Genomic DNA, 13158 nt, shown 5'->3' on the forward strand with positions numbered 1-13158 from the left:
CGAGGGCCGGGTGGCCGCCGAGGCCGTCGAGGCGGTGTTCCGTGAGGAGCGCGGGCTGCTGCTCGCCTCCCTCGTCCGCCGGTTCGGCGACCTCGACCTGGCCGAGGAGGTGACGTCCGAGGCGATCGAGGCCGCGCTGCGGCACTGGCCCGCCGAGGGTGTCCCCGACCGCCCCGGGGCCTGGCTGCTGACGACCGCCCGGCGTCGGGCGGTGGACCGGCTGCGGCGCGACCAGGCGTACGCGGCCCGGCTCGCCGTCCTCCAGGCCGACGCGGAACGGGCCGAGGCCGTCGGCCCCGTGGCCGACACGGCCGCGAGCGGTGAACTCCCGGACGACCGGCTCCAGTTGTTCTTCACCTGCGCCCACCCCGCCCTCGCCGCCGAGGACCGGACCGCACTGACCCTGCGGTGCCTCGCCGGGCTCACCACACCGGAGGTGGCGCGGGCGTTCCTCGTGCCGACGGCGACCATGGCCCAGCGCATCGTGCGGGCCAAGAAGAAGATCCGCGAGGCCCGGATCCCGTTCCGGGTGCCCGGCCCCGACGAACTGCCCGAGCGGCTGCCCGGAGTCCTCCAGGTCGTCTACTCGGTCTTCACGGAGGGGTACGCGGCCAGCTCCGGGCCCCGTCTCCAGCGGCTCGACCTGGCCGAGGAGGCGATCCGGCTGGCCCGGATACTGCACCGGTTGCTGCCCGCCGAGCGGGAGAGCGCCGGGCTCCTCGCGCTGCTGCTCCTCGTCCACGCCCGGCGCGACGCGCGGACCGGGCCGGAGGGCGAGCCGGTGCTCCTGGCGGACCAGGACCGGGGGAGCTGGGACCGGCCGATGATCGAGGAGGGCCGCGCCCTCGTCGTCCGCGCGCTGACCGGCGGGCCGGCCGGACCGTACGGCGTGCAGGCCGCGATCGCCGCCCTGCACGACGAGGCGGCGGAGGTGGCGGCCACGGACTGGCCGCAGATCGTGGCCCTGTACGACGTGCTCCTCACGCTCACCCCGTCCCCCGTGGTGGCGTTGAACCGCGCCGTGGCGGTGGCGATGCGGGACGGGCCGGGGGCCGGTCTCGCGCTGCTCGACGCGTTGGCGGGGGAGCCCCGGCTGCGGGCGTACCCGCCGTACGCCGTGGCGCGGGGGGACCTGCTCGGCCGGCTGGGGCGCGACGGGGAGGCGGCTGCCGCGTACCGGGAGGCGCTGGAGGCGGCGGGCACCGAGCCGGAGCGGGCCGCGCTGCGGCGGAAGCTGGGGGAGTAGCCGAGGGAGCAGGGGAGCCCGCAGTTCGCGGAACGGCGGGCTTGTCCTTCGCGTACCCGTAGCAGCAGGAGCACCACGCCCACCGATGGCTGGAACCATCGTCTTGACCCGGTCATGACATGCGTCCATCCTGTGCCCGTCGCACAGCTCCACCCCCCACCCCGACGGACCCAGGAGACGCCAGCATGCGACTCGTCACCGCACGGAGATCCCGGCCGACGAAGGCCCGGCGCAACGCCGCCCTGACCATCCTGCTCGCCCTCGCCCTCGCGGCCCCCGCCACCACCGTGGCGACCGCCGGGGACGCGGCCCCGAACGCGGCCGTCGCCGCGGACGAGCGGACGCTCCAGTACGAGATCACCGGGCGCACCACCCCCGCCGCCCGCACCGACATCGCCCGCGCGGGTGTCTCGATCGACGAGGTCCACGACCACGGCGTCGTGATCACCGCGGACGCCGCCCAGGCCCGGAAGCTCCGGGCGCGCGGCCACGTACTGGCGGCCCTGCCCGCCCCGGACGCCGAGCCGCGCGCGGCGGACGGCGTGAGCGCCCTCGACTTCCCGCCCGCCGACTCCCGCTACCACAACTACGCCGAGATGAACGCGGCGATCGACGCCCGCATCGCCGCGAACCCCTCGATCATGAGCAAGCGCGTCATCGGCAAGACCTACCAGGGCCGCGACGTCATCGCGGTCAAGGTCAGCGACAACGTCGCCACCGACGAGGCCGAGCCCGAGGTCCTGTTCACCGCCCACCAGCACGCCCGCGAGCACCTGACCGTCGAGATGGCGCTCTACCTGCTCCGCGAACTGGGCCAGGGCTACGGGTCCGACTCCCGGATCAAGCAGGCGGTCGACGGCCGGGAGCTGTGGATCGTGCCGGACATGAACCCGGACGGCGGCGAGTACGACATCGCCTCCGGCTCGTACCGCAGCTGGCGCAAAAACCGGCAGCCCAACTCCGGCTCCAGCGCGGTCGGCACCGACCTCAACCGCAACTGGGCCTACAAGTGGGGCTGCTGCGGCGGCTCCTCCTCCAGCCCCTCGTCCGAGACCTACCGGGGGGCGGCCGCCGAGTCCGCGCCCGAGACGAGGATCGTGGCGGACTTCGTGCGCAGCCGGGTGATCGGCGGGAAGCAGCAGATCACGGCGGCCATCGACTTCCACACGTACAGCGAACTGGTGCTGTGGCCCTTCGGCTACACGTACAACGACACCGCCCCCGGCATGACCGCCGACGACCGCAACGCGTTCGCGGCGGTGGGCCGGAAGATGGCGGCGAGCAACGGGTACACCGCCGAGCAGTCCAGTGACCTGTACATCACCGACGGGTCCATCGACGACTGGCTGTGGGGCTCGCAGAAGATCTTCGGCTACACCTTCGAGATGTACCCGCGCTCGGCGTCCGGCGGCGGCTTCTACCCGCCCGACGAGGTCATCGAGCGCGAGACCTCCCGCAACCGGGACGCGGTGCTCCAGCTGATCGAGAACGCGGACTGCATGTACCGGTCGATCGGCAAGGAGGCGCAGTACTGCTCCTGACGGGGCGCCGGCAAGAAGCGCGTCGCCGGCCGCGAACGGTGGTGATCAGGCCGTGAATGGTGAACACCCCGGCCCGGGCGGCTCGTACATTGACGAAAAGGGAGGACCACCCGGCCACCGGCCTCGGTGCCCGCCCCGGCGCCCGTCTTGCCGTAGTACGCCGACTCGTATGTCGGCTTCGACCTCCGCGGGTTCCCGACGGGGGTGCACTGCGGCCCGCCGGGGCACGAGCTCACGACGGTGATCAGCCGGTCAGATCCTTCGGGAGTGGCGGCGGGTGTTCACGACGGGGCGCCGGTCACGTGGTTCGGCAGCGTGGCCGGCGGGCTGAGGTGCCGGTCCGTCCACCGGGCCTATTCGGCGTCGTGCCGTAGGCGTGTGCGTTCGAACTCGGCCGCGTCCGATATCCAGGGGCCGTGCTCTTCGAGTGCGGCGCAGCCGCCCCGGACGAAGGCGCTCACCAGCTTCCGGTACCCGCTGATCCCGTCGGCCCGGCCGTACTCGACCCGGTACTCCGGGTCGGATCCGTCCTCGGCCTCGCGCGCGGTCGTTATCCGGGCGATGGAGTCCGTGCGGAACTGGAGCTGGATCCCCTCGCCCATCTCCTCGTCCTCGATGGTGAACACCTGGTTGTTCCCGGTGGAGCGGTCGCCGACGAACTCCCAGAACTCTGCGGTGGCAGTGCGGGGATGGTCGCGGAGCCACTTCTTCTCGGCCCCCTTGTCGTCGGTGAACGACAGGGCTGTCTTCCTCGCACTCCCATCGAAGCCGGCGTGGCTGCCGACAGTCTCCTCGTCGTCCTGCACGGGGCTGTTCCTGGCGCGGTCCGCGGCCTCCGAGCACATCAGAAAGCTCACGGTACGCACCGCGTCATCGACGAGCTCGGGGTGTGCACGGCGCACGGCCGTCTCCACCGTCGCCGCCATCCTCTTCCAGTCGCGCTTGTCCGTGGCGCGCTTTCCCCCTCGCGGGTCACGGCTGATCCGCATCCCGGCGCACGCCCGCTCCGCGGTGGCGACCACACCCATGACCTTCCCCAGCAGTGCGGGATCGACGGCTTCGGTTATCCGCTTGGGAACCGTCGCGCCGTACAGGTACTGGCCCGTGTAGGTGAGTATCGCGGCGTCGAGTGGACCCAGCACTGTTCCGCGCTCGGCGCGTTGGCGGTCCGCGTGGTACTTCTCAGCCCGCTTCCCGTCGGACGTCTCCTTCGCCGCGCGCACCGCCGCGCAGACCTCACCGCGTTCGAGCAGAGCGATGTCGGCCCCATGGGAGATGAGCCGGCCCCTGTCCCACGGGATGCGCTGGAAGAGCGCCTCCACATCCGTCGGCGCGCCGAGGAGGACCGGGTCCAGGAGCGCGACCGCGGCGTCCTCGTCGAGCCGGCCCCCGGTCCCTGCGGCGTCGCACAGCGGTAGGACCGCACTCCACAACAGCAGGTGTCTGCCCAGGTCCTCCCGGATCACCGCAAGATGGGCCTCACCGACCGGGAACGTGAACACACGAGGGTCATGGTTGGCATCGGCCCCGGCACCGAGCATGAGTTTCAGCTCGCCGCCCTCGCGGATCACCTTCGGGATCCAGCCGCTCCCGCGCGTGAAAACGGTGTCTGTCATGGGCTCAGTCTTCCGCACCGGACAGCCCCGGACTTGATCTTCCACGTGCGCCGTCGAACCTCGTGCGGCGGCCGGCCTCCGGCGTTCGACACGGACGACGACGAACAACGCAGTCAGCGGAGCGGGACGGCCTCCCGGACTCGGTGCACATGGATGAGGATGTCGTAGGCCTTGGCGATGGCCAGGGTAGGGAGCGGGTCGTCCTTGAAAGATGAGCCGGCGTCGTAGACAGGACGCGCGGTGGAGAGCCAGTCGCGGGCTGGGGTGGGGAGTGTACGCAGGTCGAGGTAGTAGTCGCGATGGCTTACTCGATCAAGGACGTACTCCTGCATGTCCGACGTGGCCGGGGGCACAGTGACTTTGCTCCACGCGCTGCCCAGCGTGGTGGCCGTGAGAAAGGAACCTCGGTTGAAGGTGAACCCGATGGCGGTGTAACGCCGCCCCATGGCCTCGCGGAGGTGGACGCCCTGTGTCTTGGGGTACATCACGGGATCGGTGGACAGATAGCCCACATGCCCGTTGTGCGCCGACAGCAACATCTTGTGACCCGTACGGCTATACCACCAAGTGATGTTCGCGGCCATCGCTTCGTCGCGGAGGCGCTCCGCAGCGGAGACAGAGCGAGGATCGGACAGGTCGAGGGAAGTGAACGCGAAGGTTTGGGCGATGTTTCGGGCGTGCTGCGCCGCCCACGCGTACGCGTCACCACCGGCGCCCTTGGTCGCAACGACCAGGTCGAGTGCCTCCTGCGCGGCGGTGGCGTCGCGGAGTCGTTCAGTGCGGGGCTTGGCGAGGTAGGCGAAGACGTTGTCCATGGGGCGCAGGTTTGCGTACAGCGCTTCGAGTCGCGGGGAATCCTGGGGGTGGGTCGTGCGGATGTAGGAGATGACCCGCGCGAAGATCGCGTCGCCCAGCCCGGGTGCTCCGATGTCGTTGCCCATGAAGTGAACGCGTCGGCCAGGCTGCCGTTCATTGTGTCCGCGCATCCAGGTGAGAAGGCTGACGAACTCCTCGCGTTCCCAGGGCGATCCCGCCAATGCCTGCCTGGCGACGGACCGGGCGTCGCCAGGACCGCCCTGAAGGTACGCGTCGATTTGCAGGCCCGCTGTCCAGCTCATTTCCAGCGAGAAGGCGAGGAACCCCTTCTTCTCGACGAGGTAACGGAAAACGCGTTCCTTCATGGCGAAGAACTCGTGCGAGCCGTGGGTGGCCTCTCCAAGACCGACCACCTCGGCGTCGCCGATCATCCTCCCCAGCGTTTGGAGGTCATGGCAACCCCCGTGGGGCTCCGTGGACCTCAGTGAGTGCGAGGCCCTTTCCAGGGCCCTCCGGACAGCCGCCGGCGAGCTGCTCGGCCACCTGACGGCGGGCGCGGACGGTGCGGGTGGTGCCGCGGCGTGTGCGAATGCCGCAGGAACGACTACCGCCGAAGCGGCGAGTGCGCCCGTGGCGGTGAGCAGCCTGCGGCGGCTGATCATCTGCTCATTCGTGGTCATCCTGATCACTCCTCGGTGCGTGTGGCCCGCCTGGGCGCTGGAATGATCATGTCGCGGGTCACCAAGGTTCTCGCTGGGACTGACCCCCAGCTTTTCGCGGGGGATACCCCGATAGACGGCTCGACGAGCCGGTGCCCTGACGCCTGCGCCCTCAGGGTGCGTCAGACCTTGAGAGCGGTGGTTCGCCCGATCTCGGGACGGGGTGTCATTGCCGTGGCAGCGAGGGGATGGCACCGACTGATTGCAGTGCCTAGGGTTCTCGCATGAACGACGAGATCATGATCAGGGTCGGCGGCACCAGGTTCTACTCGTTCGACGGCCGGATTCTGGAGATCTTCGGCGGTGACCCAACCCGCTTCCACGTACGGAACATGTACATACACGTCACCGGCCCCGACCGTAAGGGAAAGCGGGTCGTGGAGATCGGGCATGGTCAGCCGGACCTCCGGGGTGGGCGCCACATCTGGAAGTACACGGCCGAAGAATGGGAGGAGGCCGAGGCCCACGGGCTGGCCGCGCTACTGGAAGCGGTGCAGACAGCTATCGACTCCACCTCGGGACACAGGCCCGTGTAATCCGAGCTGCTTGCCGAAACGCCCCCGTACATCTCCGGCCGCGCCATCCACCGCGCCTCCGAGAGCTACCGCGGCGAAGGCAGGACGGACGCCTGACCTGGCTGCGCCCACGAGGCGCCGGCCGTCACCACAGCCTGCACCGCCCGCCGCGACCTCCACCCCGGAAGCTCGCCGAGCGCGTGGCGATGCCGGCCCGGCACGAGACGACCCACCCGCGGCGAGCCAGGTCGGCGTACCCGCCGACTCGTGGCCAGGCGTCTGCCGGAACGGCGAAGACCACGCTACTGAGCGGAACTGTTCTCGGAGCCTGCCTCGTCCGCTTCAAGACGGGTGAAGGTCTCCGCCGGCGCGCGGTCGGCCGTATCGTTCGACGAGGGCGTTGCCGATCGAGGCCAGGCGGTCTCGGACACTCGGAGGGCCGGTCACCTCGACCCATTCGACCAGCCCGGAGAGCTCGCCGGCGAGGATGTACTCGTTGGGGCCGCGGATCACGACCTCGATGCGGCCGTCGGTCGTGGAACCTCCCACGTCGAGCCGGTCGCCGAGCGCCATCCGGAGGATGCCTGTCCCGTCGGGTGTGCATACCGCCCGGACCTCCAGCGGCGTTCGTCTGCGATCGACCTCTTCGGCGATCTCATTCCAGCTCTCGGCGAGGTCGAAGTCCCCGGGGCGGTGCACAGGGTCGCCGGTGGGGTCGGCGGACGACACACGGTCGATCCGGAAGACGCGTCGGCCGGTCTCGGTGTTGGCGACGAGGTACCACGCGGGACCTTTGGCGACGACGCCCAGCGGGTGGACGGTTCTCCGGGTTTCGACACCTTTGCTGTCGACGTAGCCGAGCGACACCTGGACGCCCCGGATCACCGCGTCCTGGAGTTCGTCGAGGAAGCGGGGCGGCCGGTGCTCGATCCGGCTCGCCCCCCATCGCTGCGGGTCTACGACCAGCGACGACGCCGCTGCCTCGGCCTGCACCTGGAAGGGCTTCGGCAGAGCATGTACGAGCTTGCGCAGAGCTGCTTTCATCGCCGGCGTCGCATCCGAGGCCGGACCGAGAGCCAGGAACAGGGCGCGTGCCTCACTGGCGGTCAACCCGGACAGGTCGGTACGAGCACCGCCCACCAGGCGCCAGCCGCCGCCTCGGCCCTGCACGGAGTAAACGGGCACCCCGGCCATGGCCAGGGCGTCGAGGTCACGGCGGGCGGTGCGCTCCGAGACGTCCAGCTCCCGGGAGACCTCCGCGGCTGTCACCTGCTCGCGCCGTTGCAGCAAGAGGAGGATGGCCACCAGCCGATCGGATCGCATACAGACAAAACTCTCATAAAAACCGGTCACAAGGTGACCGGTTTGGCCAGCAAGCTGGCGACACGGCCTCATCGAGGAGGTCGACCACCGGCAAGCCCCCTCAGAGAGGAAACGCAGTGTCCAACCAAGCAGAATTTCCCGAACCCACCCTCATCCAGGTCAACGGTGTGGAGCTGGAAATCTTCGAAGCAGGCCGGGAGAACAAGGGCAGGCCCATCGTGCTCTGCCACGGCTGGCCGGAGCACGCCGTCACTTGGCGTCGCCAGATGCCCGTCCTTGCCGCAGCCGGCTACCACGTCATCGCGCCGAACCAGCGGGGATATGGCAACTCCTCCCGCCCGACCGAGGTGACCGACTACGACATCGGACATCTGACGGGCGACCTCGTCGCGCTCCTGGACCACTATGGCTACGAGGACGCCACCTTCGTCGGCCACGACTGGGGTGCGTTCGTCGTCTGGAGCCTGGCCCAGTTGCACCCCGGCCGGGTGAACAAGCTGATCAACCTGAGCCTGCCTTACATGGAGCGCGGCGAAACACCGTGGATCGAGGCCATGGAAGCCTTCCTCGGCGGCGACTTCTACTTCGTCCACTTCAACCGGCAGCCGGGCGTCGCGGACGCCGTGCTCGATGCCAACACCTCCCAGTTCCTTCGCAACCTCTACCGGAAGAACGTGCCCCCCGCGCCCCCTGAGCCGGGTATGGCATTCATCAATCTCGCCAAGGCGGAAACACCGCTCGGTGAGCCCGCCATGACCGAGAGCGACCTGGCCGTCATCATCTCCGCGTTCGAGACGTCGGGATTCACCGGCGGCATCAACTGGTACAGGAACCTCGACCGTAACTGGCACCAGCTGGCGGACGTGGACCCGATCATCAAGCAGCCCACCCTCATGATCTACGGCGACCAGGACGCGGCGGTCCCGAGGTTCGAAAGACTGGCGGAGTTCGTGCCCAACGTGGAAGTGGTCGGCCTGGACTGCGGTCACTGGATCCAGGGGGAGATGCCCGACGAGACCAACCGCGTGATCTCGCAGTGGCTGGACCGGCAGGGCTAGTGTCTCGTGATCCGGCGCGTGTCACCTGAAGGCCCCGAGTACTGAACACCGGAGAACGGGCCCGGCCGCGATGGGGTTCGGGGCGCACTGTTCGTGCTCCCGGCAGGGACCGGGCGGGGTTCCGTACCCGACTGGACGCGTCCTCGACCGCGCCCCGGTCGCGCGCACGCTCGAAGTGGCGGCCGATCCGCGCCGCACGCTCCTGCCGCTCCGCGTAGAAGCGCGGGGCGAGGTTGACGGCCTCCCTCTTCGTCCGGGCCCTGGACAGGGCCATCGCCCGATCCAGGGCTTCATCGTCGATGGCGATCCGGGTCACTGACATGTCCGGCCGCCCTTCGTGTGGGTCATGTGCAAGAAATCGCATGCGACCAGCATTCCTCTCGCGAGGCGCTTCCGGCCTTAGGGTGCCGCTATGTGCGGAATCGTGGGTTATGTCGGGATGCAGTCGGCGCAGGACGTCGTCGTCGCAGGACTCAAGCGCCTCGAATACCGGGGCTACGACTCGGCGGGCGTCGCCGTTCTCGCGGACGGCGGGCTCGCCGCCGCGAAGAAGGCGGGCAAGCTCGTCAATCTGGAGAAGGAGCTCGCCGCCCGGCCGCTGCCGGCCGGGCGGACCGGGATCGGGCACACCCGCTGGGCGACGCACGGAGCGCCGACCGACGCCAACGCCCACCCGCATCTGGACAACGCGGGCCGGGTCGCCGTCGTGCACAACGGGATCATCGAGAACTTCGCGGCCCTGCGCCGCGAGCTGACCGGACGCGGCCACGCCCTGGAGTCGGAGACGGACACCGAGGTCGTCTCGCACCTGCTGGCCGAGGCGTTCTCGGCCGGCGGGGACCTCGCGGAGGCGATGCGCCAGGTGTGCCGGCGGCTGGAGGGGGCCTTCACCCTGGTCGCCGTGCACGCGGACCAGCCGGACGTGGTGGTCGGCGCCCGGCGCAACTCACCGCTCGTCGTGGGCGTGGGGCAGGACGAGTGGTTCCTCGCCTCGGACGTCGCCGCCTTCATCGCGCACACCCGGTCCGCCGTCGAGCTGGGCCAGGACCAGGTCGTCGAGCTGAGCCGCGAGGGCGTCGTCGTCACCGGGTTCGACGGGGAGCTCGCCGAGGTGCGCGAGTACCACGTCGACTGGGACGCGTCCGCCGCCGAGAAGGGCGGCTACGCCTCCTTCATGCTCAAGGAGATCGCCGACCAGCCCCGGGCCGTCGCCGACACCCTCCTCGGCCGGGTCGACGGGGAGGGCACGCTCCACCTCGACGAGGTGCGCATCCCCGCCGCCGATCTGCGGGAGGTCGACAAGGTCGTCATCGTCGCCTGCGGGACCGCCTTCCACGCCGGCATGATCGCCAAGTACGCCATCGAGCACTGGACCCGGCTGCCCTGCGAGACCGAACTCGCCAGCGAGTTCCGCTACCGGGACCCGATCCTGGACCAGCGCACCCTCGTCGTCGCCATCTCCCAGTCCGGCGAGACCATGGACACCCTGATGGCGCTGCGGCACGCCCGCGAACAGGGCGCGAAGGTGCTCGCCATCTGCAACACCAACGGCTCGACGATCCCACGCGAGTCCGACGCCGTCCTCTACACCCACGCCGGGCCCGAGGTCGCCGTCGCCTCCACCAAGGCCTTCCTCACCCAGCTCGTCGCCTGCTACCTCGTGGCGCTCTACCTCGGCCAGGTGCGCGGCACCAAATGGGGCGACGAGATCCGTACGGTGGTGCGTCAGCTCTCCGCGATCTCCGGCGAGGTCGACCGGGTCCTCACGACGATGGAGCCCGTACGCGAGCTGGCCCGGTCCCTCGCCCACCACGACACGGTCCTGTTCGTCGGCCGGCACGTCGGCTACCCGGTCGCCCTCGAAGGGGCGCTCAAGCTCAAGGAACTCGCCTACATGCACGCCGAGGGCTTCGCGGCCGGCGAGCTGAAGCACGGGCCGATCGCGCTCATCGAGGAGGGCCTCCCGGTCGTCGTCATCGTGCCGTCACCGCGCGGCCGTTCGGTCCTCCACGACAAGATCGTCTCCAACATCCAGGAGATCCGGGCCCGGGGCGCGCGCACCATCGTCGTCGCCGAGGAGGGCGACGAGGCCGTCGTCCCGTACGCCGACCACCTCATCACGGTCCCCGCAACGCCTACGCTGCTTCAGCCGCTGGTCGCCACCGTGCCGCTCCAGGTCTTCGCCTGCGAGCTCGCGACGGCCCGCGGCAACGAAGTGGACCAGCCGCGCAACCTGGCGAAGTCCGTGACCGTGGAGTGACCCGGGACGCGCCCGGGCGACGAGGTGACAGGGGTGGGTTCGTGATCATCGGGGTCGGCATCGACGTGGCCGAGATCGAGCGCTTCGGCGCGGCGCTGGAGCGTACGCCCCAGCTGGCCGACCGGCTCTTCGTCGAAAGCGAGCTGACGCTGTCCAGCGGCGAGCGGCGCGGGATCGCCTCGCTCGCCGCCCGGTTCGCCGCGAAGGAGGCCCTGGCCAAGGCGCTCGGCGCACCCGGCGGGCTGCTCTGGAGCGACGCGGAGGTCTGGGTCGAGGAGAGCGGGCAGCCCCGGCTGCGGGTACGCGGCACGGTCGCCGCTCGCGCCGCCGAACTGGGCGTACGGGGCTGGCACGTCTCGCTCAGCCACGACGCGGGGGTGGCGTCGGCGGTGGTCATCGCCGAGGGGTGAGCCTCGTGGTCCCACCGGTGGCCGTCACGTACGGGGGGCTTCCGCGGCGGGCGCGCGGGTGGCTCCCGTCCCGCGCGGTGGGCGTACGGGCGTGCGAGTGGCTCCCGCGCGGTGGGCCTACGGCGTCCGAGTGGCTCCGGCGAGGCGGGCGTACGGCGTACGGGGGTGGCGTCGGCCCGCGTGATCGCGGAGGGTTGGGCCCATGCGACGTGCCTACAGCGTGGAGACCGTACGGGCCGCCGAGGCCGCCCTCATGCAGCGGCTGCCGGAGGGCGCCCTAATGCGGCGCGCCGCCGCCGGGCTCGCCGTGGCCTGCGGCGACCTGCTGCGGCGCAACGGGCGGGTGTACGGGTCCCGGGTCCTGCTCCTGGTCGGCAGCGGCGACAACGGCGGCGACGCGCTGTACGCGGGCGCCCGCCTGGCCCGCCGGGGCGCGGGCGTCCGCGCCCTGCTGCTCGCCCCCGACCGGGCCCACCCCGGCGGCCTCGCCGCCCTGCTGGCGGCCGGGGGACACGTCGTCGACGGGCCGGACGGGCTCGGCGTGCTCGACCTCGTCGTGGACGGCATCACCGGCATCGGCGGGCGCGGCGGGCTGCGCGAGGACGCCACCGGGCTGCTGCACACGGTGACCCGCGACCGTACCCCGGTCCTGGCGGTCGACCTGCCGAGCGGGGTGGAGGCCGACACCGGGGAGGTGCACGGGGACGCGGTCCGGGCGGACGCGACGGTCACCTTCGGCACCTACAAGCCCGGCCTCCTGATCGACCCGGCCGCCGAACACGCCGGGGCCCTGCGGCTGGTGGACATCGGGCTCGGCCCGGAACTGCCCGAGCCGCCGGACCTGGAGGCCCTCCAGTACGCGGACGTCGCCGCGCTGCTTCCCGCGCCGGGCCCGGAGAGCGACAAGTACCGGCGCGGCGTCGTCGGCGTCGTCGCCGGGTCCGAGCGCTACCCGGGCGCGGCCGTCCTCGCGGTCGCGGGCGCGCTGCGCGGCGGGGCCGGGGCCGTGCGGTACGTCGGACCGGGCGCGGACGCGGTGATCGCCCGCTACCCCGAGGCGCTGGTGCACGCCGGGCCGCCGTCGGAGGCCGGACGCGTGCAGGCCTGGGTGGTCGGGCCCGGGCTCGGCGACGGGCGGAGCGCCAAGGCGGCCATCGCCGACGTGCTGGCCGCCGACGTCCCCGTGCTCGTGGACGCGGACGGGCTGCGGCTGCTGGACGCCGAGACCGTACGGACCCGGACCGCGCCGACCGTCCTCACCCCGCACGCCGGGGAGGCCGCGGCGCTCCTCTCCACGGCCCGCGAGGAGGTCGAGGCCGGGCGGCTCGCCGCGGTGCGCGAACTGGCCGCCCGCTACCGCGCCACCGTGCTCCTCAAGGGCTCCACGACCCTGATCGCGGAGGCCCGCGACACCCCCGTACGGGTCAACCCGACCGGCACGCCCTGGCTCGCCACGGCGGGCAGCGGCGACGTGCTCTCCGGGCTGACCGGGTCCCTGCTCGCGGCCGGACTCGCCCCGCGCGACGCCGCGTCCGTGGGCGCGTACCTGCACGGGCTCGCCGCCCGGCACGGCTCGGACGGGGCCCCGGTCTCCGCGCAGGACGTCGCGGACGGCATCCAGGCCGCCTGGCGCGACGTGCGGGCGGGGTGAGGA

The 13158-nt window shown here is 71.3% G+C and carries 10 protein-coding genes and 2 pseudogenes; 8 read left to right on the plus strand and 4 right to left on the minus strand.

From position 1 onward, the window contains the following. Positions 1–10 precede the first annotated feature (10 nt). From D581_RS0126775 to D581_RS1000000142280, 3 genes and pseudogenes are all read left to right on the plus strand, one after another. A complete protein-coding gene (locus tag D581_RS0126775; RefSeq protein WP_026290939.1) occupies positions 11–1246 on the plus strand; it encodes a DUF6596 domain-containing protein in 1236 nt (411 codons plus the stop codon). Positions 1247–1431: 185 nt separating this feature from the next. Next, on the plus strand, positions 1432–2787 hold the full coding sequence (locus D581_RS0126780) for a M14 family metallopeptidase (RefSeq protein WP_018960236.1): 1356 nt from the start codon (positions 1432–1434) through the stop codon (positions 2785–2787). Between the two features lie 56 nt (positions 2788–2843). Further along, positions 2844–3132: pseudogene (locus D581_RS1000000142280) on the plus strand (AraC family transcriptional regulator); the annotation flags it as partial. A gap of 8 nt (positions 3133–3140) precedes the next feature. Here D581_RS1000000142280 and D581_RS0126785 read toward each other — a convergent pair. Beyond that, entirely contained in the window at positions 3141–4403 is a 1263-nt protein-coding gene (locus D581_RS0126785; protein WP_018960237.1) for a DUF6357 family protein, read from the minus strand. Between the two features lie 113 nt (positions 4404–4516). Next, the gene (locus D581_RS0126790; protein ID WP_486585885.1) at positions 4517–5650 is read right to left on the minus strand and encodes an erythromycin esterase family protein; all 1134 of its coding nucleotides are present in this window, start codon (positions 5648–5650) and stop codon (positions 4517–4519) included. A gap of 512 nt (positions 5651–6162) precedes the next feature. Between D581_RS0126790 and D581_RS0126795 the strand changes: the two genes are divergently transcribed. Next, the gene (locus D581_RS0126795) at positions 6163–6474 is read left to right on the plus strand and encodes a hypothetical protein (protein ID WP_018960239.1); all 312 of its coding nucleotides are present in this window, start codon (positions 6163–6165) and stop codon (positions 6472–6474) included. 321 nt (positions 6475–6795) lie between these two features. Here D581_RS0126795 and D581_RS0126800 read toward each other — a convergent pair whose 3' ends face one another. Then, the gene (locus D581_RS0126800) at positions 6796–7776 is read right to left on the minus strand and encodes a WYL domain-containing protein (protein ID WP_018960240.1); all 981 of its coding nucleotides are present in this window, start codon (positions 7774–7776) and stop codon (positions 6796–6798) included. A 116-nt stretch (positions 7777–7892) separates the two neighbouring features. On the opposite strand from D581_RS0126800, the gene D581_RS0126805 reads away from it, so the two are divergent. Further along, positions 7893–8834, plus strand: coding sequence for an alpha/beta hydrolase (locus D581_RS0126805; RefSeq protein WP_018960241.1), 942 nt, complete (start codon positions 7893–7895; stop codon positions 8832–8834). A 208-nt stretch (positions 8835–9042) separates the two neighbouring features. Here the strand turns inward: D581_RS0126805 and D581_RS1000000142285 are convergent. Then, a pseudogene (locus tag D581_RS1000000142285) lies at positions 9043–9198 on the minus strand (type II toxin-antitoxin system VapB family antitoxin); the annotation flags it as partial. Positions 9199–9246: 48 nt separating this feature from the next. On the opposite strand from D581_RS1000000142285, the gene glmS reads away from it, so the two are divergent. From glmS to D581_RS0126820, 3 genes are all read left to right on the plus strand, one after another. Then, positions 9247–11094, plus strand: coding sequence for a glutamine--fructose-6-phosphate transaminase (isomerizing) (gene glmS, locus D581_RS0126810; protein ID WP_026290940.1), 1848 nt, complete (start codon positions 9247–9249; stop codon positions 11092–11094). Between the two features lie 41 nt (positions 11095–11135). After that, positions 11136–11504 carry a holo-ACP synthase gene (locus D581_RS0126815; RefSeq protein WP_018960243.1) on the plus strand — a complete coding sequence of 123 codons (369 nt, stop codon included), beginning with the start codon at positions 11136–11138 and terminating at the stop codon, positions 11502–11504. Positions 11505–11706: 202 nt separating this feature from the next. After that, entirely contained in the window at positions 11707–13155 is a 1449-nt protein-coding gene (locus D581_RS0126820) for a bifunctional ADP-dependent NAD(P)H-hydrate dehydratase/NAD(P)H-hydrate epimerase (protein ID WP_018960244.1), read from the plus strand. Positions 13156–13158 lie beyond the last annotated feature (3 nt).

The sequence above is a fragment of the Streptomyces sp. CNB091 genome, from assembly GCF_000377965.1.

Coding starts and splice junctions, on each gene's coding strand:
- D581_RS0126785 (WP_018960237.1), bottom strand. CDS start 4,403: ATGACAGACACCGTTTTCACGCGCGGGAGCGGCTGGATCCCGAAGGTG.
- D581_RS0126820 (WP_018960244.1), top strand. CDS start 11,707: ATGCGACGTGCCTACAGCGTGGAGACCGTACGGGCCGCCGAGGCCGCC.
- D581_RS0126780 (WP_018960236.1), top strand. CDS start 1,432: ATGCGACTCGTCACCGCACGGAGATCCCGGCCGACGAAGGCCCGGCGC.
- D581_RS0126795 (WP_018960239.1), top strand. CDS start 6,163: ATGAACGACGAGATCATGATCAGGGTCGGCGGCACCAGGTTCTACTCG.
- D581_RS0126800 (WP_018960240.1), bottom strand. CDS start 7,776: ATGCGATCCGATCGGCTGGTGGCCATCCTCCTCTTGCTGCAACGGCGC.
- glmS (WP_026290940.1), top strand. CDS start 9,247: ATGTGCGGAATCGTGGGTTATGTCGGGATGCAGTCGGCGCAGGACGTC.
- D581_RS0126790 (WP_486585885.1), bottom strand. CDS start 5,650: ATGATCGGCGACGCCGAGGTGGTCGGTCTTGGAGAGGCCACCCACGGC.